Origin of the sequence: Bordetella genomosp. 6, assembly GCF_002119705.1 — a bacterium.
GTDB classification, from domain to species: domain Bacteria; phylum Pseudomonadota; class Gammaproteobacteria; order Burkholderiales; family Burkholderiaceae_B; genus Bordetella; species Bordetella bronchiseptica_F.
This window is the reverse complement of record NZ_CP021107.1, coordinates 3,466,929-3,492,512: the sequence shown is the minus strand read 5'-3', so window position 1 is coordinate 3,492,512 and position 25,584 is coordinate 3,466,929. Positions and strand designations below refer to the sequence as shown.

At 68.8% G+C, this 25,584-nt stretch carries 24 protein-coding genes; 23 read left to right on the top strand and 1 reads right to left on the bottom strand.

The window, feature by feature from the left end:
- Window positions 1-84: 84 nt before the first annotated feature.
- The 21 genes from CAL11_RS16355 (at window position 85) to CAL11_RS16255 (ending at window position 23,186) form a co-directional block, all read left to right on the top strand.
- Window positions 85-2,949, top strand: coding sequence for an HD domain-containing phosphohydrolase (locus CAL11_RS16355; RefSeq protein ID WP_086093516.1), 2,865 nt, complete (start codon window positions 85-87; stop codon window positions 2,947-2,949).
- Window positions 2,950-3,172: 223 nt separating this feature from the next.
- On the top strand, window positions 3,173-4,525 hold the full coding sequence (locus CAL11_RS16350; RefSeq protein ID WP_086093515.1) for an MmgE/PrpD family protein: 1,353 nt from the start codon (window positions 3,173-3,175) through the stop codon (window positions 4,523-4,525).
- Between the two features lie 28 nt (window positions 4,526-4,553).
- Window positions 4,554-5,069 (top strand): acetyl-CoA carboxylase biotin carboxyl carrier protein, encoded by a 516-nt coding sequence (locus CAL11_RS16345; RefSeq protein ID WP_086093514.1) that lies wholly within the window; start codon window positions 4,554-4,556, stop codon window positions 5,067-5,069.
- Window positions 5,066-6,520, top strand: coding sequence for a carboxylase (locus CAL11_RS16340; protein ID WP_086093513.1), 1,455 nt, complete (start codon window positions 5,066-5,068; stop codon window positions 6,518-6,520). The genes CAL11_RS16345 and CAL11_RS16340 overlap by 4 nt, the downstream gene beginning before the upstream one ends.
- A gap of 34 nt (window positions 6,521-6,554) precedes the next feature.
- Window positions 6,555-6,863 (top strand): DUF4286 family protein, encoded by a 309-nt coding sequence (locus CAL11_RS16335; RefSeq protein ID WP_086093512.1) that lies wholly within the window; start codon window positions 6,555-6,557, stop codon window positions 6,861-6,863.
- A gap of 45 nt (window positions 6,864-6,908) precedes the next feature.
- A complete protein-coding gene (locus tag CAL11_RS16330) occupies window positions 6,909-7,784 on the top strand; it encodes an amidohydrolase family protein (RefSeq protein ID WP_068925505.1) in 876 nt (291 codons plus the stop codon).
- A gap of 25 nt (window positions 7,785-7,809) precedes the next feature.
- Window positions 7,810-8,865 carry an SDR family oxidoreductase gene (locus CAL11_RS16325; protein WP_086093511.1) on the top strand — a complete coding sequence of 352 codons (1,056 nt, stop codon included), beginning with the start codon at window positions 7,810-7,812 and terminating at the stop codon, window positions 8,863-8,865.
- A gap of 12 nt (window positions 8,866-8,877) precedes the next feature.
- On the top strand, window positions 8,878-9,669 hold the full coding sequence (locus tag CAL11_RS16320) for a GntR family transcriptional regulator (RefSeq protein WP_086093510.1): 792 nt from the start codon (window positions 8,878-8,880) through the stop codon (window positions 9,667-9,669).
- Window positions 9,670-9,699: 30 nt separating this feature from the next.
- Window positions 9,700-11,070 (top strand): acetyl-CoA carboxylase biotin carboxylase subunit, encoded by a 1,371-nt coding sequence (gene accC / locus CAL11_RS16315; RefSeq protein ID WP_086093509.1) that lies wholly within the window; start codon window positions 9,700-9,702, stop codon window positions 11,068-11,070.
- A gap of 15 nt (window positions 11,071-11,085) precedes the next feature.
- Window positions 11,086-12,621, top strand: a complete 1,536-nt coding sequence (locus CAL11_RS16310) for an acyl-CoA carboxylase subunit beta (RefSeq protein WP_015064214.1) — start codon at window positions 11,086-11,088, stop codon at window positions 12,619-12,621.
- A gap of 45 nt (window positions 12,622-12,666) precedes the next feature.
- Entirely contained in the window at window positions 12,667-12,888 is a 222-nt protein-coding gene (locus CAL11_RS16305; RefSeq protein ID WP_015064213.1) for a biotin/lipoyl-binding carrier protein, read from the top strand.
- Window positions 12,885-13,610 (top strand): acetate--CoA ligase family protein, encoded by a 726-nt coding sequence (locus CAL11_RS16300; RefSeq protein WP_086093508.1) that lies wholly within the window; start codon window positions 12,885-12,887, stop codon window positions 13,608-13,610. The genes CAL11_RS16305 and CAL11_RS16300 overlap by 4 nt, the downstream gene beginning before the upstream one ends.
- Window positions 13,611-13,617: 7 nt before the next feature.
- A complete protein-coding gene (locus CAL11_RS16295) occupies window positions 13,618-15,114 on the top strand; it encodes an acetate--CoA ligase family protein (protein WP_086093507.1) in 1,497 nt (498 codons plus the stop codon).
- Between the two features lie 38 nt (window positions 15,115-15,152).
- Entirely contained in the window at window positions 15,153-16,160 is a 1,008-nt protein-coding gene (locus tag CAL11_RS16290) for a TRAP transporter substrate-binding protein (RefSeq protein ID WP_086093506.1), read from the top strand.
- Window positions 16,161-16,262: 102 nt separating this feature from the next.
- Window positions 16,263-16,820 carry a TRAP transporter small permease gene (locus tag CAL11_RS16285; RefSeq protein ID WP_086093505.1) on the top strand — a complete coding sequence of 186 codons (558 nt, stop codon included), beginning with the start codon at window positions 16,263-16,265 and terminating at the stop codon, window positions 16,818-16,820.
- A 17-nt stretch (window positions 16,821-16,837) separates the two neighbouring features.
- The gene (locus CAL11_RS16280; protein ID WP_003809811.1) at window positions 16,838-18,124 is read left to right on the top strand and encodes a TRAP transporter large permease; all 1,287 of its coding nucleotides are present in this window, start codon (window positions 16,838-16,840) and stop codon (window positions 18,122-18,124) included.
- A gap of 18 nt (window positions 18,125-18,142) precedes the next feature.
- The gene (locus tag CAL11_RS16275) at window positions 18,143-19,381 is read left to right on the top strand and encodes an MFS transporter (protein ID WP_086093504.1); all 1,239 of its coding nucleotides are present in this window, start codon (window positions 18,143-18,145) and stop codon (window positions 19,379-19,381) included.
- Window positions 19,382-19,481: 100 nt separating this feature from the next.
- Window positions 19,482-20,714 carry an NAD(P)/FAD-dependent oxidoreductase gene (locus tag CAL11_RS16270; protein WP_086093503.1) on the top strand — a complete coding sequence of 411 codons (1,233 nt, stop codon included), beginning with the start codon at window positions 19,482-19,484 and terminating at the stop codon, window positions 20,712-20,714.
- 104 nt (window positions 20,715-20,818) lie between these two features.
- Window positions 20,819-21,223 carry a nuclear transport factor 2 family protein gene (locus CAL11_RS16265; protein WP_244172816.1) on the top strand — a complete coding sequence of 135 codons (405 nt, stop codon included), beginning with the start codon at window positions 20,819-20,821 and terminating at the stop codon, window positions 21,221-21,223.
- A 26-nt stretch (window positions 21,224-21,249) separates the two neighbouring features.
- Window positions 21,250-22,059, top strand: coding sequence for a 2-oxo-hept-4-ene-1,7-dioate hydratase (hpaH, locus tag CAL11_RS16260; RefSeq protein ID WP_086093501.1), 810 nt, complete (start codon window positions 21,250-21,252; stop codon window positions 22,057-22,059).
- Between the two features lie 182 nt (window positions 22,060-22,241).
- Window positions 22,242-23,186 carry a LysR family transcriptional regulator gene (locus CAL11_RS16255; protein ID WP_033462074.1) on the top strand — a complete coding sequence of 315 codons (945 nt, stop codon included), beginning with the start codon at window positions 22,242-22,244 and terminating at the stop codon, window positions 23,184-23,186.
- On the opposite strand, the gene CAL11_RS16250 is transcribed toward CAL11_RS16255, so the two are convergent.
- Window positions 23,183-24,082 carry a DMT family transporter gene (locus tag CAL11_RS16250; protein WP_086093500.1) on the bottom strand — a complete coding sequence of 300 codons (900 nt, stop codon included), beginning with the start codon at window positions 24,080-24,082 and terminating at the stop codon, window positions 23,183-23,185. The two genes, CAL11_RS16255 and CAL11_RS16250, sit on opposite strands and share 4 nt — an antisense overlap.
- A 184-nt stretch (window positions 24,083-24,266) precedes the next feature.
- Here CAL11_RS16250 and CAL11_RS16245 point away from each other — a divergent pair, with 184 nt between their 5' ends.
- Together CAL11_RS16245 and CAL11_RS16240 are read left to right on the top strand one after the other, a co-directional pair.
- Window positions 24,267-24,590 (top strand): non-heme iron oxygenase ferredoxin subunit, encoded by a 324-nt coding sequence (locus CAL11_RS16245; protein ID WP_086093499.1) that lies wholly within the window; start codon window positions 24,267-24,269, stop codon window positions 24,588-24,590.
- 121 nt (window positions 24,591-24,711) lie between these two features.
- Entirely contained in the window at window positions 24,712-25,575 is an 864-nt protein-coding gene (locus tag CAL11_RS16240) for a fumarylacetoacetate hydrolase family protein (RefSeq protein ID WP_086093498.1), read from the top strand.
- Window positions 25,576-25,584: the final 9 nt, after the last annotated feature.

Sequence of the window (25,584 nt, the reverse complement as noted above, 5' to 3'; positions counted from 1 at the left end):
CTACCCGCGGCGGTCCGCTTCCCCGATCCAACCGCCGTGCGGCGGCGCGCAGTCCAGCCGCACGGCCCAGCGAGGGTGTGCAAGATGGGAAATGGTGCTCGACGCTTGCGGGGCTGGCCGGTGCGCCTGCTCATCGCGGGCCTGGCCGTCGCCGCGATTTTCCTGGTCGCGGCCGTCCTGATCGCGCTGAGCTGGATGAATTCCCGCAACCTGCTGCTCGATGCGGCCGCGCGCACCGCCAACGACGCGGCGCAGATCACCTTCGAGCGCACGCGCCGGATGATCGAACCGGCCTCGGCCACCCTGCGCACCCTGTCCTTCGATCCCATCGTGAGCGCGCCGCGGCTGCAGGACCGCCTGGACCGCATGCGGCTGCTGGCCGAGGAACTGGCGGCCAACCCCTTGATTTCGGCGCTGTACGTGGGCTATGACAACGGCGATTTCCTGCTGGTCCGCATGCTCGACGACCAGGACATCCGCGAGTATTTCGGCGCGCCCGCGCAGGCCCGCTTCCTGGTGCAGGCGATCACCCGCGCGGCCGACGGCACCGCCGAGGGCGATTTCCTGTTCTACGACACCGGGCTGAGCCCGATTGGGCGCCGCGCCGAGGCCGACTACCGGTACGACCCGCGCGGGCGTCCCTGGTATGCGAACGCCAGCGAACGCGCGGCGATGACGATCTCCGCGCCCTATGTGTTTTTCTCGACCCGCCAGGTGGGCGTCAGCCTGTCGCGGCGGGCCGAGGGCGGGAAAGCCATCGTGGGCCTGGACATCGTGCTGGACGACCTGGGCCGGATGCTGGACGAGCTGCGCATCACGCCGAGCGCCGAGCTGGCGCTGGTCGACGGCAGCGGGGCGGTGGTCGCCTACCGCGACCCGCAGGTCCTCACGGCCAGGGCGCTGGCCGCGGGGGATACGCACCTGCGGCCGCTGGACGACCTGGGGGTCGAGCCCTTGTCGGACCTGCGCCGCATCGCCCGCGACAACCAACCCGTCTCGTATGACGTCGCGGGGCGCGAGTGGCTGGGCGTCATGTTGCCTTTCGACGGCTTCGACAATGTGGACATCCGCCTGCTGCTCACGGCGCCCGCCGACGAGCTGCTGGGCGACCTGCAGCACGACCGCGAGCGCATGGTCCTGATCGCGGGCGGCCTGATCCTGCTGTTCCTGGGCCTGGGGTGGTGGGGCGGCAGCCGCATCGGACGGGCGCTGGAGCGCACCACCGCGCAGGCCAAGCGCATGTCCGCCTTCGACTTCAGCCGGCCGCCGGATGCGCCGGCATGGCTGCGCGAGACCAAGGAGCTCAATGGCGTGATGGACAACGTCAGCAACACGGTCGAGGCCTTCCTGGCGATCAGCGACGTGCTCGGCGCCGAACCCCGCATCGAAACCATGCTGGCGCAGGTGCTGGAGAAATTCGTCCATGCCACGCGTTGCCGCAGCGGCGCCATCTACCTGCTGCAGAAGGACTCGCAAGCCATGGTCCGGGCCGCCGTTGCCGGCGATGCGAGCGGCCTGGAGGAAACGATGCCGTGCGTCGGCGGCGCCGACGCGGCGGGCGCGGCGGGCGCCGCGGACGGCCTGCAGCGCGTCCAGTTCGAACTGCGCAGCCGCGCCGGGCGGCTCGAGGGGCTGCTGGTGCTGCGCCATGCGCAGGACCAGGACCACGCCGCGCCGGGGTTCCAGGCCTTTGCGTTTCGCCTGACCGGCATGTTGAGCGCGGCGATCGAGACGCGGCAATTGATCGAGTCGCAGAAGCAGCTGTTCGACGCGGTGATCCGGGTGCTCGCCGACGCGATCGACGCCAAGAGTCCCTATACCGGCGGCCACTGCGAGCGGGTGCCCGCCCTGGCGATCATGCTGACCGACGCCATGTGCGCCGACACCAGCGGCCCCTATGCCGACTTCACGTTCACCGAGGACGAGCGCTACGCCTTCTACCTGGCGGCCTGGCTGCACGATTGCGGCAAGATCACCAGCGCCGAGCACATCGTGGACAAGGCCACCAAGCTGGAGGTCATCTACAACCGCATCCATGAAATCCGCATGCGTTTCGAGGTGTTGTGGCGCGACGCCGAGATCGCGCACCTGCGCGCGTGCCTGGACGGGCAGCCTGTCGCGGCCAGCGCGCAGGCGCGCGACGAACGGCAGGCGCAACTGCGCGACGACTTCCGCTTCGTCGCCGAATGCAACCTGGGCGGCGAGTTGCTCGCCGACGAGGCGATCGAGCGCCTGCGCCGGCTGGGGCAGGCGACCTGGCTGCGCCATTTCGACGATGGCCTGGGCCTGGCCGTGGCCGAGCGGCGCCGTCTCGAGGGCAGCCGCGCCGGTGCGCCGGCGCTGCCGGCCATTGAACCGCTGCTGGCCGACAAGCCGCAGCACCGGGTGCCATGGGGCGACAACAAGCCTGCCGTCGAGCGCGACGATCCGCGCAACACGCTGGGCTTTGACATGAAGCTGCCGGCGTACCGGCAGGACATGGGCGAACTGCACAACCTGAGCATCCGGCGCGGCACGCTGACCGACGAGGACCGCTTCGCGATCAACGACCACATCGTGCAGACCCTGATCATGCTCAAGCAGTTGCCGTGGCCGCGCCACCTGGAGCGGGTGCCGGACATCGCCGCGAACCATCACGAAAAAATGGACGGCACGGGCTATCCGCGCCGCCTGCCGGGCGAGGCGCTGGACCTCACCGAGCGGGTGATGGCGGTGGCCGACGTGTTCGAGGCATTGACGGCCGCGGACCGCCCGTACAAGCTGCCCAAGACGCTGTCCGAATCCCTGCGCATCATGGCGGTCATGTGCAAGGAGCGGCACCTCGACACCGAGCTCTATCTGTACTTCCTGCGCAGCCGCATCTGGCTGGCCTACGCGCGGCAGCACATGAACCCGTCGCAGATCGACGACGTGGACATCGCAGCGCTGGCGCGCATCGCCCAGGGCTGACGCGCACCTTCCATCTCCCGTTCCGAAGCCGGCTACCCGGCCGCCGCGGCGCAAGCCGCGGGCGGCCGGGTAGCCGCGCCCATCCCGTTCTCCTCTCCTTATGCAAATCCCGCGCCGCCGGCGATGCGGGAAAACACCTAGTCATCTTAGTTAGATATCTAGCTTGTACAACTTATATACAGAAGTTTAGAATTCATCGAAACACACCAACAACGGAGACGTCGTGAACATCACGCAAGAAATCGCCAAGCGGGTCGTGCAGACTTCGATCCGGGACCTGCCGGCCGATGCAGTGGGTTACTCCGAAACCTTGGCCATGAGCGCGCTGGGCGCCATGGCCGCCGGCCACCGCAGCGCAGGCGGGCGGGAAATCGTCGATTACGTCAAAAGCGCCGGCGGCGCCGCCCAGGCCACCGTGCTTGGCCACGGGCTGAAGACCACCATGGAAATGGCCGGGCTGGCCAACGGCACCTTCGCGCACGCGACCGAATACGAGGACGACAGCTTCCCCGAGGCGGTGTCCAGCTATACGCTGTTTCCGGCCATCTTCGCCGTGGCCGAGCACGCCGGGGCGTCCGGCGCCCGCGTGGTGGAGGCCTTCGCCGCCGGCTACGAAGCGCAGGCGCGCATCGGCCTGGCGTGCCGTCAGGCGCGCCGCAACGGCTTCATGGTGCTGAGCCTGGCCGGGTCGATCGGCTGCGCCGCGTCGGCCGCCAAGCTGCTGGGCCTGGACGAGCGCCAGACCACCATGGCGCTCAGCCTGGCGGCCTCGCAAGGCGCCGGCATCGGCTACCAGACCGGCTCGATGGCGCACATCGTGGAAATGGGGTTCGCGGCCCGCAACGGCATCGCCGCCGCCCTGATGGCGGCCCAGGGCATGACCGGGCAGCCTGACGTGCTGGAAGCGCCGCGCGGGCTCATGAACATGATCACCGGCGACCAGGTCGAAGAGCCGGCCGCCATCATCGAGCACTGGGGCAGGCCGTACCGCCTGATGGAAATCGGCATCAAGTCCTATCCCTGCTGCTATCACCTGCAGCGCATCATCGAAACCACCGTGGACCTGCGCCACGCCGAGGGCCTGGCCGCCGCCGACATCGAGGAGATTTCGGTAGAGGTCAACGCGTTCTTCCCCACGGTCGTGCAGCACATGGAACCGCACGACGAGATCGAGGCGCAGTTCAGCCTGCCGCACGTGCTGGCCATCGCCATGCTGGAGGACCAGGTGGTGCCGGCCGGCTTCTCCCAGGCGCGCATCGACGACGCGGCGTTCCAGGCATTCCGGCGCAAGGTCAAGCAGGTGGTGCGGGAAGACTGGGGCTGGACCCCCACGGGCTGGACGCCCCGGATCACCTACCGCCTGGCCGACGGCCGGGTGATCGTGCGCGAGCCCGAGCAGGCGCGCGGGCAGCCGCCGGCGCTGCTGACGTTCGACCAGTGCGTGCCCAAATACCTGGGCTGCGTGCAGGGCATCTATCCGGAGCGACAGGTCGAGCGCTCGATCGCGCTGCTGCGCGGGCTGGCGGGGCTGGACAGCGTTGCCGAACTCATGCAGTGCGTCGCCACGCCCGCCTGATCCGCCGTCTTCCAATCAAAGAGCAAGGATGCTTGTGGTGAAAACAAAATTCTCCGATTTGACGCACGAAGACATTGATCGGATTCTGGAAATCGTGAACCGGGTCGACGATATCGACCTGCAGATCCAGGTCGACGGCCTGGGCCTGCGCGTACGCAAGGGCAATGTCGGCGCGCTCGCCGCGGCGCCGGCCGTGGCCGAGACGCCGGCCGCCGCGTCTCCCGCCGCTGCCTCCGCCGCCCCGGCGACGCAGCCCGCGCCGGCGCCGGCGGCTGCGGCTGCGCCAGCCGTGGCGCGGCAGGACCTGCTCAGCATCACGGCTCCCATGATAGGCCGCTTCTATGCCAAGCCATCGCCCAACGACCCGGCGTTCGTGGCGCTGGGCAGCCAGGTCGGACCGGACGACAGCGTCTGCATTCTCGAAGTGATGAAGCTGTTCAACACGGTCAAGGCCGGCGTGGCGGGCGAAATCGTCGAGATCCTGGTGCAGGAGGGCGACATGGTCGAAGAGGGCGATGTGCTGTTCCGGGTGAAGCCGCAATGAGCCGCCGCATCGGAATCATCGACACGACGCTGCGCGACGCCCAGCAATGCCTGTGGGCGACGCGGATGACGGCCGGCATGATGGACCCGATCGCCCAGGCGCTGGACGAGGCGGGATTCGACATGATCGATTTCATGGCCCCGGTGCAGTTCGATGTGTGCGTGCGCTACCTGCGCGAGGATCCGTTCGAGAAGGCGCGCCACTTCCGCAAGCGCTTTCGCAATACGCCCATGCGCAGCTATTGCCGCAGCAAGAGCCTGGTCGGGTTCAGCATGGTGCCCGACGACATGGTCGAGCTGTGGATCGACTGCCTGGCGGCCAACGGCTTCAGCGCGGTCGGCACGCTCGATTCGCTGCTGGACGTCGACAACATGAAAGTCAGCGTCCAGCGCGCCAAGAAGATCGGCATCAAATCGATCGGCGCGCTGGTTTTCTGCGAAAGCCCCCTGCATACCGATGCGCTGTATGCCGGCACGGCCGCCGAGCTGGTGCGCTGCGGCGTGGACGGCATCATGCTCAAGGACTCCGGCGCCCTGCTGACGATCGAGCGCATCCGCACGCTCGTCCCGGCGCTGCGGGCCGCCGTCGGCGACATTCCGATCGAGGTGCACAGCCACAGCAATACCGGCCTGGTCCAGCGCGTCTACCTGGACGCGGCCGACCTGGGCATCGACCAGCTGCATACCTCGATCGCGCCGCTGGCCGGCGGCGTGGCGCAGCCCTCGATCCAGAACATGACGCGCAACCTCGCCCAGCGCGGCTACCACACCGACGTGGACATGGCGCGGGTCGAGGAGATCAGCGCCTATCTGCACCGGCTGGCGGCGCGCTACGACTTCCCGCTGGGCAAGCCGATGGAATACGACGAATTCCATTATCGGCACCAGATGCCGGGCGGCATGACGGAGAACTGGCGGTTCCAGCTGCGCCAGGCGGGGCTGGAGCACCGTTTCGACGAAATCCTCGAGGAGATCGGCCGCGTGCGCGAGGACCTGGCCTGGCCGATCATGGTGACGCCGTTCTCGCAGATCATCGGCGTGCAGGCCATGCTCAACGTGGTCAACGGCGAGCGCTACCGCGCCGTGCCCGACGAAGTGAAGATGTACGCGCTGGGCCACTTCGGCAGGTTGCTGGGGCCGGTCGAACCCAACGCCCTGGACCGCATCGTCGCCAACGGTTCGCCCGACGTCGGGCTGACGCCGCAGCCCAAGGAGCCCGCCTTGCCGGGGCTGCGCAAGGCCCATCCCGGCATGACCGACGAAGAGCTGCTGCTGCGCTACATGTTCCCGGCCGACGACGTCGAGGCAACCTTTGGCTGCAAGCCGCTGAAGCTGACCGTGCCCGCCGGCGGGCCGATCGTCAGGCTGATCGAGGAAATCCTGCCGCGCGCCGGCATACGCCATTTCGAACTGCGCAGCCAGTCCGAACACATTTCGTTCACGCGACCCTGAGCCGGTCCCGGTTTCGTTGCCACGGAGAATCCGCATGACACAACCCGCCGCTTCCTCCCACGCCGTCATCGTGATGTACGACGCGCCCGCCGAGCTGGACGCGTGGATGCATGGCGATCACTACCGCGAGGTGCTGGCCACGCCGGGCGTGACGGGCGTGCGCCGCTACGAGGTGCTGGACGGGCCGCAAGCCTGCCGCAAGTACCTCGCCGTGATCGAGACCGACGACCTGGACGCCACGCTGGCATGGCGCGACAGCGAAGCCGGCGCGCGCTCGCAGCAGGACGCCAACCAGCGCGGCGTCGCCAATCGCCTCGGCCTGACCTGCAAGCGCATCTATTGATACGCACGCGGCGCGCCCAATCCACCTGACCCAAGGACCACACGAATGATCATGCCTCCCATCCTCGATATGCGGCTGCGGCCGCCCGTTCCGGCCTGGACCAAGGGCTCGGTGTTCCGCACGGCCATGCACTATCCGCGCCACAACCTGACGTTCAAGGGCGCGCGCTCGGCCTGGCTCGAGGACGTCGGGCTGCTGTTCGAGGAAATGGACTCGGCCGGCATCCGCTACGGCGTGGCCATGGGCCGGGCCTCCAGCGGGGCCGGCAACCTGGGCGGCGTGGCCAACCAGGACATCGTCGACCTGCTGGCCACCTATCCCGACCGCTTTCTCGGTTTCCTGGGCGTGGACCTCGACAACATCGCGGGCAGCCTGGCCGAGATCCGCGAGCTGGCCGGCGCCACCGGCGTCAAGGGCATTTCCATCGAGCCCGGCTCGGCCCGCATTCCGCGCTGGTCGGATGACAAGACCCTGGATCCGGTCTACGAGCTGGCGCTGGAACTCAAGCTGCCGGTGTCGATTTCGCTCTCGGGCCTGCTCTCGGCGCTGGCCGGCCACGACATCACCTGGTCCAGCCCGGTGTCGATCCAGCGGGTGGCCCAGCGCTATCCCGACCTGAAGATCGTGGTGTCGCACGCCGCCTGGCCGTATGCCGACGAGATGGTCGTGGTGGCGCTGGCCTGCCCCAACATCTACGTATCGCCGGACCTGTACGCGTCGACCCGCGGCATGATCTGCGCCGACAGCTACGTCAAGGGCGCCAACATGTTCCTGGAGGACCGCACCCTGTTCGGCACCGCGTATCCGGTCAAGGACATCCAGGATTCGCTGCGCGACTTCCTGCAGCTGGGCTGGCGCGAGGACATCGTCCACAAGGTGCTGTGGACCAACGCCGCCCGCCTGCTGGGCGTGGACAAGTAACGCGGCGGCCCGGACGGAGAACGACGTGAAGAGGACAGCGCTGATCGCCGGACCGTACGGCATCGTGGGCAACGCGCTCGTGCGGCACCTGGCGCGCGACGAGGCCTGGGATGTCGTGACGATCTCGCGGCGCCAGGAAGCCACGCTGCCCGGCGTGCGGCACATCGCGGCCGACCTGCTGGACGCGGCGCAGGCCGAGGCGGCGCTGGCCGCCTTCCCCGGCATCACGCATGTCTTCTATTGCGCCTATGCGCCGCGCCCCACCCTGGGCGAGGAGGCCGCGCCCAACCTGGCCATGCTGGCCAACCTGGTGTCGGCGGTCGACCGGCATGCGCCCGGCCTGGCGCGCGTCGTGCTGGTGCACGGAACCAAGTGGTACGGCAATCACCTGGGGCCGTTCCGCACGCCGGCGCGCGAGGACGACGCGCGCCATTGCCCGCCCAATTTCTACTACGACCAGCAGGACTGGATCGCGGCGCGCCAGCGCCAGTCCGGCCGCTGGAGCTGGACCGCGTTCCGGCCGCACGGCATCTTCGGCTACGCCCTGGGCAGCCCCATGAACCACCTCATGGCCCTGTCCCTGTATGCCTCGGTCATGAAGGCCGCGGGGGCGCCCTTGAAGTTCCCCGGCACGCCGGCGGCGTTCGCGGCGCTCAACCAGTGCACCGACGCCCGCCTGCTGGCGCGCGCCATGGCCTGGTCGGTGGATGTCGCGGCCTGCGAGAACGAAGCCTTCAATTTCCACAACGGCGAGCCCGAGCGCTGGAGCAACCTCTGGCCGGCGGTCGCCGAGGCGTTCGGCATGCAGGCGGGGGGCGTGCAGCAGATACGCCTGGCCGCCATGATGCCGGCCAACGAGGCCGCGTGGCAGGCGGCCTGCGAGCGGCACGGGCTGCGGCATTTTCCCCTGGAGGCCTATGTCGACTGGTCGTTCGCCGATTGGGTGTATTCCAACGGCTTCGACCAGGTCTGCAGCATGTACAAGATCCGCCGCGCGGGATGGACGGAAATTCTTTTATTTGAAGATATGCTCAAGTCTATGCTTTCGGATTTACGGCAACGGAAGCTGCTTCCAGCATAACCAGGACCCACCATGGCTCAAATGAAAGATACCAACGTCTCGAATCGCGCGACCCTCGTCCTGTATGAGAACCGCTCCATCCCGCTCTATCGGATGATCAAGGAGGAGCTGATCCGGTTCGTGCAGAAAAAGGGCATCAAGTCCGGCATGGCGCTGCCCGGCGACAACGAACTGGCCAGCCAGTTCGGCGTCAGCGTGGGCACCGTGCGCCGGGCCATCGCCGAGCTGGTTTCCGAGCGCATCGTCATCCGGCAGCAGGGGCGCGGCACCTTCCTGGCGCCCTACGACACCAGCCGCATGCTCAATTCGTTCTGGCACATCGAGCGGCGCGACGGCGTGGTCGACGTGCCGCTGGTATCGACGCACGGCTTTTCCCAGGCGCAGGCCACCGAGGAGGTGGCGCAGAAGCTGGCGCTGCAGCCAGGCGATCCGGTCTTCGTCATCAAGAACTCGATGACGATGCAGGGCACGCCCGTGCTGCTCGACACGATCTACGTTCCGGTGCGCACCTTCGAGGGCCTGACCCGCGAGAAGCTGAGCGCGCGCGACGCCACCATCTATGACTTCTACCGCGAACAGTACGGCATCAACATCGTCAAGACGATAGACCGCGTCAGCGCGACCGTTGCCGACAAGGACACCGCCAAGCGCCTGGGCTGCAAGCTGGGCGCGCCCATGCTGCGCATCCTGCGCGTGGCGTACAGCTTTGGAGATACGCCGATCGAGTATCGCTGCAGCCTGCTCGATTCGGAGAATCACGAATACGTCGATGTCACCGGCGGCGACACCAGCCGCTACGGCTGACATCGGGAACCCTTCATTCAAGAGGCCAACATGAAACTGAAAAAGGTATTGATTGCGAACAGGGGGGAGATCGCCCTGCGTATCATCCGCGCGTGCCGGGAGATGGACATACGGACGGTCCAGGTCTACTCCAGCGCGGACGAGGATTCGTTGCCTGTCAGGTTGGCCGATGAAGCGGTCCCCATCGGCGGCCCCGAGCCGTCGGCGAGCTACCTGAACATCGCGGCGCTGATCGCCGCCGCGCGCGAACATGGCTGCGACGCCATTCATCCCGGCTACGGCTTCCTGTCCGAGAACGAGGACTTCGCCCAGGCCTGCATCGACGCCGGCATCGTCTTCATCGGCCCGGATCCCGGCGCGATCCGCATGATGGGCGACAAGGCGCAGGCCCGCAAGATCGCCAAGGAAGCAGGCGTGCCCATCGTGCCGGGCTCGCCCGAACCGGTCAGCGATGTCGAGGAGGCCATCAAGGTGGCCCGCGAGGTCGGCTATCCCTTGCTGGTCAAGGCGGCGGCGGGCGGCGGCGGGCGCGGCATGCGCGTGATCCAGGGCGAGGAGCAGCTGCGCGAGGGCCTGGAGCGCGCGTCGATGGAGGCGAAATCCGCCTTCGGCGACGGCTCGGTCTACATCGAACGCTATATCTCGCCCGTGCGCCACGTCGAGATCCAGGTGTTCGGCGACGGCGAGGACGTCATCCACCTGGGCGAGCGGGAGTGCTCGATCCAGCGCCGCCACCAGAAGCTGCTGGAGGAAAGCCCGTCGCCGGTGCTGTCCGACGAGACGCGGCAGCGCATGGGCGAGGCGGCCTGCGCGCTGGCGCGCGCGGTCAAGTACCGCGGCGCGGGCACGCTGGAGTTCGTCATGGACGGCAAGACCGGCGAATTCTTCTTCATCGAAATGAACACGCGCATCCAGGTCGAGCATCCGGTCACCGAAACCGTCACCGGCGTGGACCTGGTCAGGCTCCAGCTGGCGGTGGCCGGCGGCGGCCGGCTGGGCCTGCGCCAGCAGGACATCGTCATGACGGGGCACGCGATCGAATGCCGCATCAACGCGGAGGACCCGCAGAAGGCGTTCATGCCCAGCCCGGGCACGGTCAACGACATCCGGCTGCCCGCGGGGCCGGGCGTGCGCATGGATTCGCACGTGTACCGCGGCTACAAGCTGCCGCCGTACTACGACTCGCTGCTGGGCAAGCTGATCGTCTGGGACGAGTCGCGCGAGAAGGCCATCGCCCGGATGCTGCGCGCGCTGGGCGAGCTGGAGATCGCCGGCGTGAAGACGACCAAGGAATTCCACGAACGGCTGATGCGGGACGAGGATTTCATCGCCGGCAACGTCAGCACCCAGTTCGTCAAGGAAAAGCTGTACGCCGATCACCCCATGCGCCATTTGCTCTGAGAAGGTAAGCCTCACATGTCACACGAAGAACTGCTTGTCGATTATGCCGCCCGCAAGGATCATGCACTGGGCATGGGCGGCCCGGCCAAGCTGGAGAAACGCCGCGCCGAAGGTGTGCTGAACGCGCGCGAACGGCTCGAGATCCTGCTCGATCCGGGCACCTTCGAGGAAAGCGGCCTGTTCGCGGTGTCGCACCGCAAGGAAGTGGCCGAGCGCACCCCGGCCGACGGCAAGATCGCCGGCTACGGCAAGGTCCAGGCGCGCAAGGTGGCGGTGGTGGCCAACGACTTCACCGTGATGGGTGCGTCCAGCTCGGTGGTCAACGGCAAGAAGATCCGCCATATGCGCGAAGTAGCCACCAAGAACGGCCTGCCGCTGATCTTCCTGGGCGAATCCACCGGCGCGCGCATGCCCGACCGCATGGGCGCCGAGGGCCGCGCGATCCTGGGCCAAGACCCGTACGAGTACCGCCGCCTGCGCGAAACCCCCTGGGTGAGCGCGCTGCTCGGGCCGTGCTATGGGTCCTCCACCTGGTACGCCTGCCTCTCGGACTTCGTCGTCATGCGCCGCGGCGCGACCATGGCGGTGGCGAGCGGGCGGGTCACGTCCAAGGCCATCCGCCAGGAAATCGACTCGGAAGAGCTCGGCGGCTGGCGCATGCATACGCAGTCGACCGGCCTGGTCGACGCGCTGGCGGAAACCGACGAAGAAGCGCTGGAGATCGTCAAGAAGTGGCTGGCCTATTTCCCCAGCAACCAGAACGAGCCGCCGCCGCGCCAGGCCGTCACGCCGGAAAGCGTGCCCGACACCGGGGCGATCCTGCAGCACGTGCCGACCGACAGCAACAAGGTCTATGACGTGCGCAAGGCGATCGACTGCATCGTCGACCGCGACAGCGTGATGGAGCTCAAGGCCAGGTTCGGCCGCTCCATCTGCACCATGGTCGCGCGCCTGGACGGCCATCCGGTCGGCATCCTGGCGAGCAATCCGATGTTCAAGGGCGGTGCGATCGACGTGGACGCCTGCAACAAGGCGATCTCGTTCCTGGTGCTGTGCGACTCGTTCAACATCCCGCTGGTGTTCCTGGTCGACCAGCCCGGCTTTCTGATCGGCATCGAGGGCGAGCGCCGCGCCGCGCCGGGCCGGATCATGAACTGGATGAACGCGATCTCGCTGGTCACCGTGCCCAAGATCTCGGTGATCATGCGCAAGAGCTATGGCCAGGCCTACCTGAACATGGGCGGCGGCAGGAACTCCGACGAAGTGCTGGCCTGGCCCAGCGCGGACCTGGGCTTCATGGCGCCCGGCGTCGGCGCCAACGTGCTGTTCGGCGTCAACGAGCAGGACGACCCCGAGCGCTATCGCGAACTGGTCGCGCAGTTGTCCAAGGACACCTCGGCCTGGGGGCTGGCCGCGCTGTACGAAACGCATGCGGTGATCGATCCGCGCGAGACGCGCGCGCATCTCATCCGCCTGCTGGACATCCATCGCGGCGCGCAGGGCCGCCGCATCGGGCAGCACCTGCTGTCGAACTGGCCCACCACCTATTGAGCGGCCGGCGCGCCGGTCCAAACTTTATCGAGAGTCGAACACATCATGGCCAATGTAGAAGTGATTTCGGAAGTCAGCGGTTCCGTGTGGAAAGTGCTGGTGGCGGCGGGCGACACGGTCGCCGAAGACCAGGAGATCGCCATCCTGGAATCCATGAAGATGGAGATCCCGGTGCTGGCGCCGTGCGGCGGCACCATCGGGGACCTGCGCCTGGAAGTCGGCGCGCCGGTCAGCGAAGGCGACGTGATCGCGGTGATCAGCGCATGAGCCCCGCGCCCATGGACCAGCGCGAGCTCTCGTCCATCCTGCGCCAGGCCCTGGACGCGGGGCGCGGCGCGCTCGACGAACCGACCGGCAAGCGCATCCTCGCCGGCCACGGCATCGCCGTGCCCAAGTCGGTGGTGCTGCCCGCCGACGCGTCGTTCGCGCAGGTCGAGGGCCAGTTGGCCCAACCCTATGTCCTGAAGCTGATCTCGCCCGACGTGATCCACAAGACCGAGATGGGCGGGGTGCGGCTCAACCTGGCCAGCCCGGCGGCGCTGCGGCAGGCGGCCGGCGAGATGCGCCAGCGCGTCGAGCAGGCCGGCGCGCGGGTCGAGGGCTGGCTGGTCGAGGAAATGGCCGAGCCCGGCGTGGAAGTGGTGGTGGGCGGGCTGCGCGATCCCGAGTTCGGCCCGATGGTGATGATCGGCCTGGGCGGCATTTTCGTCGAAGTCTTCAAGGACGTGGCGTTTCGCATCTGCCCGGTCACGCGCGAGGACGCGCTCGAGATGATAGGGGAGCTGCAGAGCAGCCCCTTGCTCGCGGGCGCGCGCGGCAAGCAGGCGGTCAGCATCGACGCCCTGGTCGAGACCATCCTGCGCGTGGGCGGCGAAGGCGGCGTGCTGCTGGCCGGCCAGCCCGAGGTGGCCGAGCTCGACATCAATCCGCTCATCGTATCGCCCCGCGGCGCCGTCGCGGTCGACGCCCGATTCATCCTGACGCAGTGAGAGCAGCGTGACTGAACCCAAGATTCTCGATTCGCTTTTCCAGCCGAAAAGCATCGCCGTCGTCGGCGCGTCGGCCTCGACGGTGTCCGGCGGCAACCGCTTCATCCGCAACCTGCGCGCCTTCGGCTATGCCGGGCCGATCTATCCGGTGCACCCCAGCGCCGGCGAGATCGAGGGCCTGCCGGTCTTCGCGTCGCTGGAGGCCTTGCCGGAAACGGTCGATTACGCCTACGTGGCGACCGCCGCCGAGCGGGTGCCCGGCGTGATACGCAGCGGGCGCGGCAAAGTGCGCGTGGCCCAGGTCATGTCCAGCGGCTTTGGCGAAACCCAGGAGGGCGACGCGCTGCAGCAGGATCTGCTGGCCGCGGCGCGCGACGCCGACGTGCGCGTGGTGGGCCCGAACTGCCTGGGGGTGTACTCGCCGCGCGCGCGCGTCAGCTTCACCCGCCGCGTCACCGACGAGCCTGGCCATGTCGGGGTCGTCTGCCAGAGCGGCGGGCTGGGCACCGACATCATCCGGCGCGGCCAGCATCGCGGCCTGCGCTTCAGCGGCCTGGTCACCATCGGCAACGCCGTCGATGTCAGCGCCTCGGAACTGCTGGAGTACTTCCTGGCCGACGCGCAGACCCGGGTCATAGGTATGTATCTCGAAAGCGCCCGCGACGGGCGCCGCCTGTTCGAGGTGCTGCGCCAGGCGGGCTGCCGCAAGCCGGTGGTCCTGCTCAAGGGCGGCGGCACCGCGCAGGGGCGGCGCGCCGCGTCATCGCATACCGGCGCGCTGGCTGGCAGCGAGCAGGCCTGGGCCGCGCTGGGCAAGCAGACCGGCATGCCCATCGTCGACACGCTGGACGAGTTCCTCGACGTGCTGCTGCTGTGCCAGTGCCTGCAGCCCCGTTCCCAGCCGACGCGCACCATCGCCCTGTTCGGCAACGGCGGCGGGACCAGCGTGCTGGGCACCGACGCCTGCGGCCGCGCCGGCTTCGCGGTGCCGCCGTTCGCCGCGGACACGCTGGCGGCACTGGAGGCGCTCAGGCTGCCGGCGGGCTCGTCGGTGCTCAACCCGGTCGACGTGCCGGCCGGCGCCCTGCAGCAGAACGAGGGCAGGGCGGCGACGGATATCGTGCGCATCCTCGCGCAGGACGACAGCATCGACGCCGTCATTATCCACGCCAACATGACGGTGATCACCGACTTCCAGCACGTGGACATGCTCAAGAACATCATTGCCGCCGTGACGCAGGCCAGGCAGCACGGCCGCGGCGTGGCGCACCTCATCCTGGTGCTGCGTTCGGACGGCGACGCGGAAATCGAGGAAAGAAAGCGCGGTTACCGGCGCGATTCCGTGCAGGCAGGCATTCCCGTGTTCGACGAGATTGCCGAGGCAGCCAAGGCCCTGGCCTGCCTGCGCGTCATCGAGGCCGTGCGTTGCCGGCGTGCGCAACCGTCGATCCCCATGGATGGGCGGTCGCGGTCCGCGCCGGAGTCTGCAAGCCAGGTGTCCTGACCAAACGGACCCCATACATAAAAACCTAGGAGACAAACATGAAGCTCAAGATGTTGGCCGCGGCCTGCGCCGCGGCGGCGGTGTCGTTGCTTGCGCCGGCCCCGGCCGTGCAGGCCCAGGGCAAGCCCGCCAAGGTCCTCAAGCTGGCCCATGGCGCCACGGAGAACCAGGCGGTGGGCATGGCCTTCCTCAAGTTCGCCGAGCTGGTCAAGGAGAAGTCCGGCGGCACGCTGGCGATCGAGACCCACCTGGCCGGTTCGCTGTACAACGAGCGCACCTCCATCGAGGCGGTGCTCAACGGCGCGGTGGACATGGGCGGCGGCTCGAACGCCAACTGGGGGGCGTTTACCCGCACGCTGATTTTCATGGACCTGCCGTACGTGTTCAAGAACGAGGAGGCGTTCGAGAAGGCCATGGCCGGCCAGGTCGGCGAGGAGATCCGCCAGCGCTTCGAGCGCGACGGCTTCAAGCTGCTGATGCTGCTGAACAACGGCGGCTTTCGCCATGTCGTCAATACCAAGAAGCAGCTCAAGGTGCCGGGCGACCTGGCGGGCCTGAAGATCCGCACCACGGCGTCGCCGGTGGAAATCGCCATGTTCAAGAACTGGGGCGCCATTCCCACTTCGGTGGACTGGGCCGAGGTCTACAACGCCCTGAGCTCCGGGGTCGTGGACGGCGAGTTCGTGATGCCGACCTGGCTGGCGACCGCCAAGCACTATGAAGTGCTCAAGTACGCCACCGCCAACGACGCCGTGATCGGCGTGCAGACCCTGGTGATGCGCAAGGACAGGTTCGCCAAGCTGCCGGCCGAAAGCCAGAAGGCCATCCTGGAGGCCTCGCGGGAGGCCGAGGCATACGGCAACCGGATCGACCATGACATGGCGGCCAAGGCCCTGGCCTATGCGGAGAGCCAGGGCGTGAAGGTCTACCACCCGAGCGCCGAGGAAATGGCGCAATGGCGCACGACCGGGCAGCAGATCTGGAAACAATTCGAGGGCCAGCTGGACAAGACGCTGTTCCAGCAAGTCCTGGATGCGCAGAAGTAGCGCCTGGCCCGCCAGGCCTTGCGCAGGCATCACGCCAGGGCGCCGCGGCATGTGACCCGACACGCCGCGGCCGGCCCAGACCGCTGACGAGGAGACAAAACCATGGCTGAACTGTCCGAACGACGGGAGTACGAAACCATGAACCGCAAACAGGGCGCCGCCGCGCTGACCGCCAGGGTGCTGGTCGGATTTCCCAAGATGGTGCTGGCGGGCCTGCTGGCACTGCTGATCATTTTCCTGGTGATGTCCGTCATCAGCCGCTATTTCATGCAGCTGGGCACGCCGTGGTCCGACGAGTTCGCCCGGATCCTGTTTGCCTGGATCGTGATGGTGGGTTTCGCCGTCGCCGTGCAGCAGCGCGCCAACGTGGCCGTCGACATTCTGGTCGAACAGGCCGGGCCGCGCATGAAACGCGCCCTCTACATCCTGCAGGACGCATTGATCCTGGTGTTTTCGGTGGTGTTCACCTACGCCGCCTACCAGACCGTGCAATTCGCAAGCATCCAGACGCTGCCCGGCCTGGGCATCACGATAGGCTGGCTGTACAGCAGCTGCGTGGCCGCCGGCGTGCTGATGGTGGTCTACGCCGCCCTGATGCTCATCCAGACGCTGCGGGGCCAGCGGCAGCCGCCCCACTACGAGGCCGGCGGAGATCTCTGATCCCCGGAGGACACCCTATGACTATCGCGATTCTCTCGTTCTCCTTCGTACTGCTGGTGCTGGTCGGCATGCCGATCAGCTTCGCCATGGGCATTTCGTCGCTGCTGGCGATGCTCTACCAGAGCGACCTGCCCATCAACCTGCTGGTGCACCGCACCGTGATGGGTATCGATTCGTTCGTCCTGCTGGCCATTCCGCTGTTCATCTTCGCCGGCTCCATCATGGAGCAGGGCGGCATCTCCGAGCGGCTGGTCCGTTTCGCCTATACCTTGCTCGGCCGCTTTCGCGGCGGCCTGCCCATGGTGGTGGTGGGGTCGACCATGCTGCAGTCCGGCATTTCGGGCTCGACCGTCGCGGACGTGTCGGCGATGTCGGCCATGACGCTCAAGCCGCTGGAGAACGAAGGCTATCCGCGTCCGTACAGCCTGTCGGTGATCGGCGCGTCGTGCGCATTCTCCATCCTCATCCCGCCTTGCATCCTGATGGTGGTCGTGGCGGCCGTGGCCAATACCTCGGTGGTCGCCGTGTTCGCGGCGGGCGTGGTGCCGGCCGTCGTCATCGGCCTGATGTTCTTCGCCTTCATCCACATCCAGGCGCGCCTGCAGAACATGCCGCGCGGCGAGGCCTATTCGTTCGTGGCCATCCTCAAGGGCCTGAAGGACGCGCTGTTCGCGCTGGGCGTGCCGATCCTCATCTTCGGCGGCATACGCATGGGCGTGGCCACCGTCACGGAGATGGCCGCGTTCGCCGTGGTGTACTCGCTGCTGGTGGGCGGGCTGGTCTACCGCCGGCTGAGCTGGCGCGGCATCTACCAGGCGCTGGTCGACACCTGCGTGGCCACCGGCGTGATCTGCCTGCTGATGGGGTTCGCCATGATCTTCGGCTACCTGCTGGCGACCGAAGGCGTGCCGGGCGCGGTGGCGCAATGGATACGCGACAATCACATCAGCCCCTGGGGCGTGATGCTGATCACGGCGCTGATCTTCGTATTCATCGGCGCCGTGCTCGAAGGCGCGCCGGCGGTGCTGATCTTCGTGCCCATCCTGCTGCCGGTGGTGCGCGAACTGGGCATCGACGTGGTGCACTGGCTGACGGTCGTGGTGCTGGCTTCCGGCATCGGCCTGTTCGTGCCGCCCACTGGGCTGGCGGTGCTGGTGGCATGCAGCGTGGGGCGGGTCAGCATGCAGGCCATCATCCGGCCGCTGATACCTTTCCTGCTGCTGCTCCTGGCCGGCCTGGCCGTGATCATGGCCTTCCCGGTCATCTCGATCGGCCTGCCGCGCGCCATGGGCATTCCGTGGTGAGGCGCCGCCGGAGCGGCCATGCGCGCGCCTGATCCGGACAGCCCTTACAGCTGGGCGGTGGCGGCGGCCACGCTGGTGCTGGCCTCGCTCAGCTTCGGCGCCGCCAATTCGCTGCCCATGCTGTTTCCGGAACTCTCGGCCGAGTTCGGCTGGGACGGCGGCGGCGTGGCGTCGCTGTATGGCGCCACCATGGCCGGCGCGGCGGTTTCGTCCCTGCTGATGGGGCGGCTGCTCGACCGTATCGGTTTCTTCCCGATCGGCGTGGTGGCCACGCTGGCCATGTGCGGCGGGATGGCGCTGGCCAGCGTGGCGACGGCGCGCTGGCAGTTCTACCTGATCTACGCGGTGCTGATAGGCGGGCTGGGGCAGGGAGCCTTCCTCAGCACCATCGCCGCGGCGGTGTCGCAGTGGTTCCTGCGCAGCCGGTCGCTGGCGGTGGCCATTGCCCTGTGCGGACAGGGCGTGGGCGGCCTGCTGGTGCCGCCCCTGTTGCGCGCCGTCAGCGGCGCGCATGGCTGGCGCGACGCGCTGCTTGCCTACGCGGCAGTCGCGGTGATCGCGATGCTGGCCGCCATGGCGCTGTACATGCCGCGTCCGCCGGTCGGCCTGGGCAGGCGCGGGCCCGTCGCCAGCCCGCCTGCCGGCGCGGGGGCGGCGGGCGCCGGCAGGCTGATCGTGTGGCTGGCGCTGGCGCTGCTGCTGGCCAATTCGGCCGCGGCCGGCGTGGCCTCGCACCTGGTCTCGTACGGCGCGCAGGCCGGCCTGTCGCCGGTGCGCGCGGGCGCCCTGATGTCGGCGCACTACGGGCTGGTGCTGGCTGCCCGGCTGGCGATCGGCTATTCGCTCGACCGCTTGAACAAGTACGCCGTGCTGCTGGCGACCACCGCCATCCAGATCCTGGGCGCGCTGCTGCTGCAGTTCACCGGCTCCACCGCCATGGTGGTGGCCGGCGCGGCGGCCATCGGCGTCGGCTTCGGCGGCTATTACCCGGCCTACGGCGCGCTGGTGCAGAGCCACTATCCCAAGGAGCAGGTCGGCCGGCGCCTGACCGAGCTGTACCTGGCCAGTTTCATCGCGGCCGGTTTCGGGACCTGGCTGGTGGGCACGCTGTTCGACCTGCGCGGCGGCCGTTTCGACCTGGCGTTTTTCGCCGCCTTGCTGCTGAGCCTGCTGGCGCTGGGCATCGTGCTGGCGTGCAAGTCCCGCATCGCCGGGCGCGGCGGCGCCCAGGGCCTGGCGCTGCCCGTGCAACGCTAGGCCGCGGGAACAACAGCTGTTCCCGCCGCGGGCTTGCGCCGCAGGCGGCGCGCGCGGCACGATCGGCGTCACATCGCAAGATCGGCACGGGAGGCCAGCCATGGAGCAGCAGCACACCATCGTCATCGTCGGCGCCGGGCAGGCCGGCGGCTGGGCCGCGCGGACGCTGCGCGCCGAAGGCTATGCGGGCCGCGTGCTGCTGTGCGGCGACGAAACCGCGCCGCCCTACGAGCGGCCGCCCTTGTCCAAGGAGCAACTGGCCGCGCAGGCGCCGCCCTTGCCCAGCCTGATGGACGCGACGCAGCTGGCTGAACTGCGGATCGAATGGCGCGGCGGCGCGGCCGCCACGCGGATCGACCGCGCCGCGCGCCAGTTGCTGCTGGGCGACGGGCGGGCGCTGCCCTACGACGCGCTGATCCTGTGCACCGGCGGACGGCCCAGGTTGCCGCCTCTGCCCGGCGCGGACCTGCCCTGCGTCCATACCTTGCGCACCATCGGCGATGCCGCCCGCCTGCGCGCGGCCTTCGACGGCGCGCCTCGCGTCGCGGTGCTGGGCGGGGGGTGGATCGGGCTGGAAGTGGCGGCCGCGGCGCGCCAGCGGGGGTGCGCGGTGGTGCTGCTGGAAGCCGCCGACCGGCTCTGCGCCCGCAGCGGTCCGGGGCTGCTGTCCGAGACGCTGGCGCGGCTGCATGCCGGCCAGGGCGTGGACCTGCGCCTGAACGCCCGGGTCCGGCGCATCGAGGCAAGCGGGCGCGGCGGCCTGCTCGTGCTGGCCGATGGCCAGCGGGTCGAGGCCGACATCGTGGTCGCGGGCGTGGGGCTGGTGCGCAACGACGAGCTGGCAAGACAGGCCGGGCTGGCCTGCGATCAAGGGGTCATCGTCGACGGCGCCTGCCGCACGTCGGACCCGGACATCTACGCGGCGGGCGACGTCGCGGTAATGGCGGGGCCGGATGGGAAGCTGGGGGGCCTGGAATCCTGGCAGAACGCGCAGGACCAGGGCATCGCGGCGGCCCGCGCCGCGCTGGGCCAGGCGGTCCGCTACGCGCCGCTGCCGTTCTTCTGGTCGCAGCAGTACGACACCCTGGTGCAGATGGCCGGCGCCAGCGAGCCGGGCGCCGAGCTGGTGCTGCGCCAGGGCGCGCCGGCGCAGCTGCTGTGCGTGGAGATGCGCGCCGACGGCCGGCCGGCGGCCGTGCTGGGCGTCAATGCGGCGCGCGAGTTCCGCCAGCTGCGCAAATACATCGCCGAAGGCGCGCGCCTGGACGCGCGGCGCCTGGCCGACCCGCGTGCGCCGCTGGCCGGCGCCTTGCTGCGCGAAACCGCCGCATAGCACCGCCGGCGGGAATAACACCTGTTCCATGGCGCTGCTTGTCGCCGGACGGACGCTGCCGCAACATCCCTTGCCAGACATTCCTGGGGAGACGCGCAATGAACATGGACGAGACCCAAGCGCTGGTTGCCGTGGTCTACCGATTCTTCAGCGGCCTGGACCGGCGCGACAACGAGGCGGTGGCCGGCCTGATGGCCGACGACGGCGTGTGGAACCGCCAGGGGACGGAGCTGGTCGGCCCCGACGCGGTGCGCGCGGCCCTGGCGCAGCGCGACCCGCGCCGCCAGACCGCCCATATCGTCTCGAACCTGTGGATCGAGCAGGCCACGCCGGACACCGCGCGGGTGCGCTTCTACATGACAGCCTACGAAACCCTGACCTCGTCCGACGGGGTGGTCGGCGAGCCGCGCATGCTGGGCGTGCGCGACTGCGTCGACGAGCTGGCCCGGGTCGGCGGCGCCTGGCGCATCGCGCGCAAGCAGAGCCGCCGCCTGCTGCCGGCGGAATGAATCCCGAACAACCCCGCACCGGAGACATGGCCGTGCTTGATGACGCACTGCTGGACACGCTTGCGCGCGAGCTGTACGAAGCCGAACAGACCCGCACCCCGATCCGCCAGCTGTCGTTGCGCCACCCGGCGCTGACGATCGAGGATGCCTACGCGATCCAGCGCAAATGGGTGGCGTTGAAGATCGCCGGAGGCAATCCGCTCAAGGGCCACAAGATCGGCCTGACCTCGCGCGCCATGCAGGCGGCGATCGGCATCGACGAGCCGGACTACGGCGCCTTGCTGGACGACATGTTCTTCGCCGACGGGGCCACCATACCGCCGGGCCGCTTCATCGCGCCGCGGGTCGAGGTGGAGCTGGCCTTCATCATGGGCAGGCGGCTGGAAGGGCCAGGCGTCACGCTGTTCGACGTGCTCGAGGCGGCGCGCTATGTCACGCCGGCCCTGGAAATCCTCGACGCGCGCGTGCAGATGGTGGACCCGCAGACAAAGGCCACCCGCAAGGTGACCGACACCATCTCCGACAACGCGGCCAATGCCGGCGTGGTCCTGGGCGGGCGTCCGATGCGCGTGGACGAGGTCGACCTGCGCCGCGTCGGCGCCATCCTCATGCGCAACGCCGTGGTCGAGGAAACCGGGCTGGCCGCCGGCGTGCTCAACCATCCCGCCAACGGCGTGGCCTGGCTGGCCAGGAAGCTGTCGGCGCACGGCATCGCGCTGGAGAAGGACCAGGTCATCATGGCCGGTTCGTTCACCCGGCCGGTGCACGCGGCCAGCGGCGATACCCTGTTGGCCGATTACGGGCCGCTGGGCACGGTCAGCTGCCATTTCGGCTGACGGCGGGCGCCGGTCAGGGGAAACCATGAGGCGCGGCCGGGCGTTGCGCGCTTGGGCTAGACTGTGCCCAGACCGGCGCGGCGCATTTCACCGCAGCCGACCCCATCGCGCTTGACGAGCAGGCGCGCGCCGCTGGCGCGCACGCGGCGCGTGGGCGGACGGGTTACGTACAGGAGACAGCCATGGGAGGCGCCTCGACGGAGTTCATCGGGCTGCGGCAGCCGTCGGCATGGGCATTCGAAGACTTGACCACGCTGCGCATCTTCGTGCGCACGGTGGAGATCGGCAACTTCTCCGAGGTGGCGCGCCGCATCGGCGCCAACCCGGCGATGGTCAGCAAGCGCATCGCCAATCTGGAGAACAAGATCGGGCAGCGCCTGCTCAACCGCAACACGCGCCGGCTCATGGTGACCGAGGCCGGGCAGCGCCTCTACGACCACTGCATGCGCGCGCTGATCGAGCTCGACCAGGCCGCCGAGGAAATGTCGAACATGCAGGACAAGGCCAGCGGCCTTTTGCGCATGACGGCGCCGGCCATGCTGGGCGAGGCGGTGATCGCGCCGCAGTTGCCGCAGTTCCTGCAGCAGAATCCGCTGCTGTCGCTGGACATCAATTTCTCGCTCGAGAAGGTCGACCTGTTCAAGGCCCGCATCGACGTGGCGGTGCGGATCGCCGATTCGGTCGATCCGGGCCTGGTGGCCATCAAACTGGCGCCTTACCGGCGCGTGTTCTGCGTCGCGCCGCAATACATCGCGGCCAAGGGCGCGCCCGAGCTGCCGGCCGATCTCATGGACCACAATTGCCTGATCACGCGCGGTTCGGTGCTCAATACCCGCTGGCCGGTGCGCCTGGAGGGGGAGATCGGCAACGTGCCGGTCAAGGGCAACCTGGTGACCGACAACGGCCACGCCGCCCGGCTCGCCTGCCTGGCCGGCCTGGGCGTGATGATGGCGCCGCGCTGGCTGCTGGAAGAGGACATCCGCGCCGGCCGCCTGGTGGAGGTGCTGGCGGACTACGTGCCGGACAACCGTTCGGTCTACGCGCTGCTGCTGCAGCGCACCGGCTTTTCGGCCAAGCTGCAGATCGCGATCGATTTCCTCAAGCGCTGCTTTGCCTCGATGAACTAGTGTGAGCCGTCGCGCGCCGCGCGCGGCATGGCCGGGCGCCGCCGTTCGGCCAGGATGCTGTACAGGTTGCCCGCCAGTATCAGGCCGGCGCCGAGGAACAGCAGCGGCTCGATGGCCTCGCCGTAGAACACGGCGCCGACCACGGCGATGAGCGGCAGGCGCAGGAAGTCCAGCGGCACCACGACCGTGGCGTCGGCCAGCGCCATGGCCCGCGCCAGGCAGTAGTGCGTGGCCAGCCCCATGGTGCCCACCACCAGTATCCACGGCCACACGTGCGGCGGCGGCGAGCTCCAGTTGGCCAGTGCCGGCGCCAGACCCAGCGGCAGCTGCACCAGCGTCATGTAGAACAGGATGCACAGCGGCGTCTCGGTGCGCGCCAGCATCTTGGTCATGATGTAGGCCAGGGCGAAGGCGACCGCGCCCAGCAGCACGGCCAGCGCCGCGGGATGGATCATGCCGCTGCCCGGCCGCACGATGATGAACACGCCGGCCAGCCCCAGCGCCACCGCCAGCAGGCGCGCCGCCGTCAGGCGCTCGCCCAGCAGCACGGCGGCCAGCAGGGCGGTCCAGACCGGCACGGTGAATTCGATCGCGAAGACCTCCGCCATCGGGATGAAGGCGATGCCGTAGACCCAGCCATACTGGGCCAGGAAATGGGTGGCGTTGCGCAGGGTGTGCAGGCCGGGGCGCGCCGTGGCGACCTGCCGCCAGCCCGCGCGCCAGACCAGCGGCACGATGATCAGCAGTCCGCAGGCGCTGCGGAAGAACAGGATCTGGAATACCGAGACGTGGGCCGACAGCTCGCGCGTGGCGACCGCCATGGCCAGCAAGGAAACCAGCGCTCCGCTCATCCAGCATGCCGCGCGCGTGGTCGGCTGCCAGTTCGATATCCCCATTTTCTGTCTCCGGGCGCCCGCATGGCGTGATGGATTATGGCATCGCGGGGCCGGCCCCGGCTGTCGCGCCGGGAACAGCAGTTGTTCCGGCGCGCGTCTTGTTGGCGGGGGCCGCCCCGGTGCACGATGGGCGGCGAGGCGGCGCTGCCGCCCGCGACCAACCAGGCAAGGAGGCATGCAGGCAATGAGCGAACAGTGGACCGACGTCGGCGGGGAAGACATGCTCACCGAAGAGGAGCCGGTGGCGGTCAGGGTGGCCGACCGGGAGATCGCGCTGTATCTGGCGCACGGCGAGGTCTACGCGACCGACAACCTGTGCACCCACGGCAACGCCCGGCTGTGCGAGGGCTTCCAGGAGGGGCACGAGATCGAGTGTCCGCTGCACCAGGGGCGCTTCGACATCCGGGACGGGCGCGCGCTGTGCGCGCCGCTGACCCGCGACATCCGGACTTACCCTAGCCGCGTCGAAGGCGGCCGGGTGCTGGTACGGGTGGCGGGCGCGGATTGATCTTGGCGGGAATAGCTGCTGTTCCGGTCGTGCCATTGTCCCGCCGGGCGCCGCATCGCACACTTTCCCGCATCGCACACATGTATGCCCCGGGCGGTTGTGCCCGGACACGGAGAGCCGGATGAAACTAGTCAGTTACCTCGATCGCACGCAGCGCGAACCCCAGCCGTCGTATGGGGCGGTGGTGGGCGAACGCATTGTCGACCTGGCCACGGCGCAGGCGCCGACGCTGCGTGCCGCGCTGGCCCGCGACGGCGTGGACGGCCTGGCGGCGCGGCTGCGCCAGGCGGGCGAGGCCGCCGGCGTGGCGCTGGCCGACGCAACCCTGCTGGCGCCCATCCCCGATCCGGACAAGATCCTGTGCATCGGCCTGAACTACCGCCTGCACGCCGAGGAGGCCGGCATGGCCATTCCGGCCAGGCCGTCGGTGTTCGTGCGCTTTGCCGGTTCGCTGGCCGCGCAGGGGCAGCCGGTGCTGCGTCCGCCGGAGTCGGACCAGTTCGACTACGAGGCCGAGCTGGCGGTCATCATCGGCAGGCCGGCCCGCCGCGTCAGCGAAGCGCGGGCCATGGCGCACGTGGCCGGCTACGCCTGCCTGGCCGAGAACTCGGTGCGCGACTGGCAGCGCCACTCCACCCAGGCCACGCCGGGCAAGAACTTCGCCCGTTCCGGCGCCTTCGGCCCGTGGCTGGTGACGGCCGACGAGGCCGGCGCGCCCGAGGCCATGACGGTGATCGGCAGGCTCAATGGCGAAACCGTGCAGCACGACAGCGCCGCCAACATGATCTTCACGGTGGCGCAACTGGTCAGCTATCTCTCGACCTTCGCCGAGCTGCAGCCCGGCGATGTCATTGCCACCGGCACGCCGGCCGGCGTGGGCATGTCGCGCAAGCCGCCGCGCTACCTGCGGCCGGGCGACGTGTTCGAGGTGGATATTTCCGGGGTGGGCGTCCTGCGCAACCCGGTCGACGACGATTCTAGATAAAAGGACCGC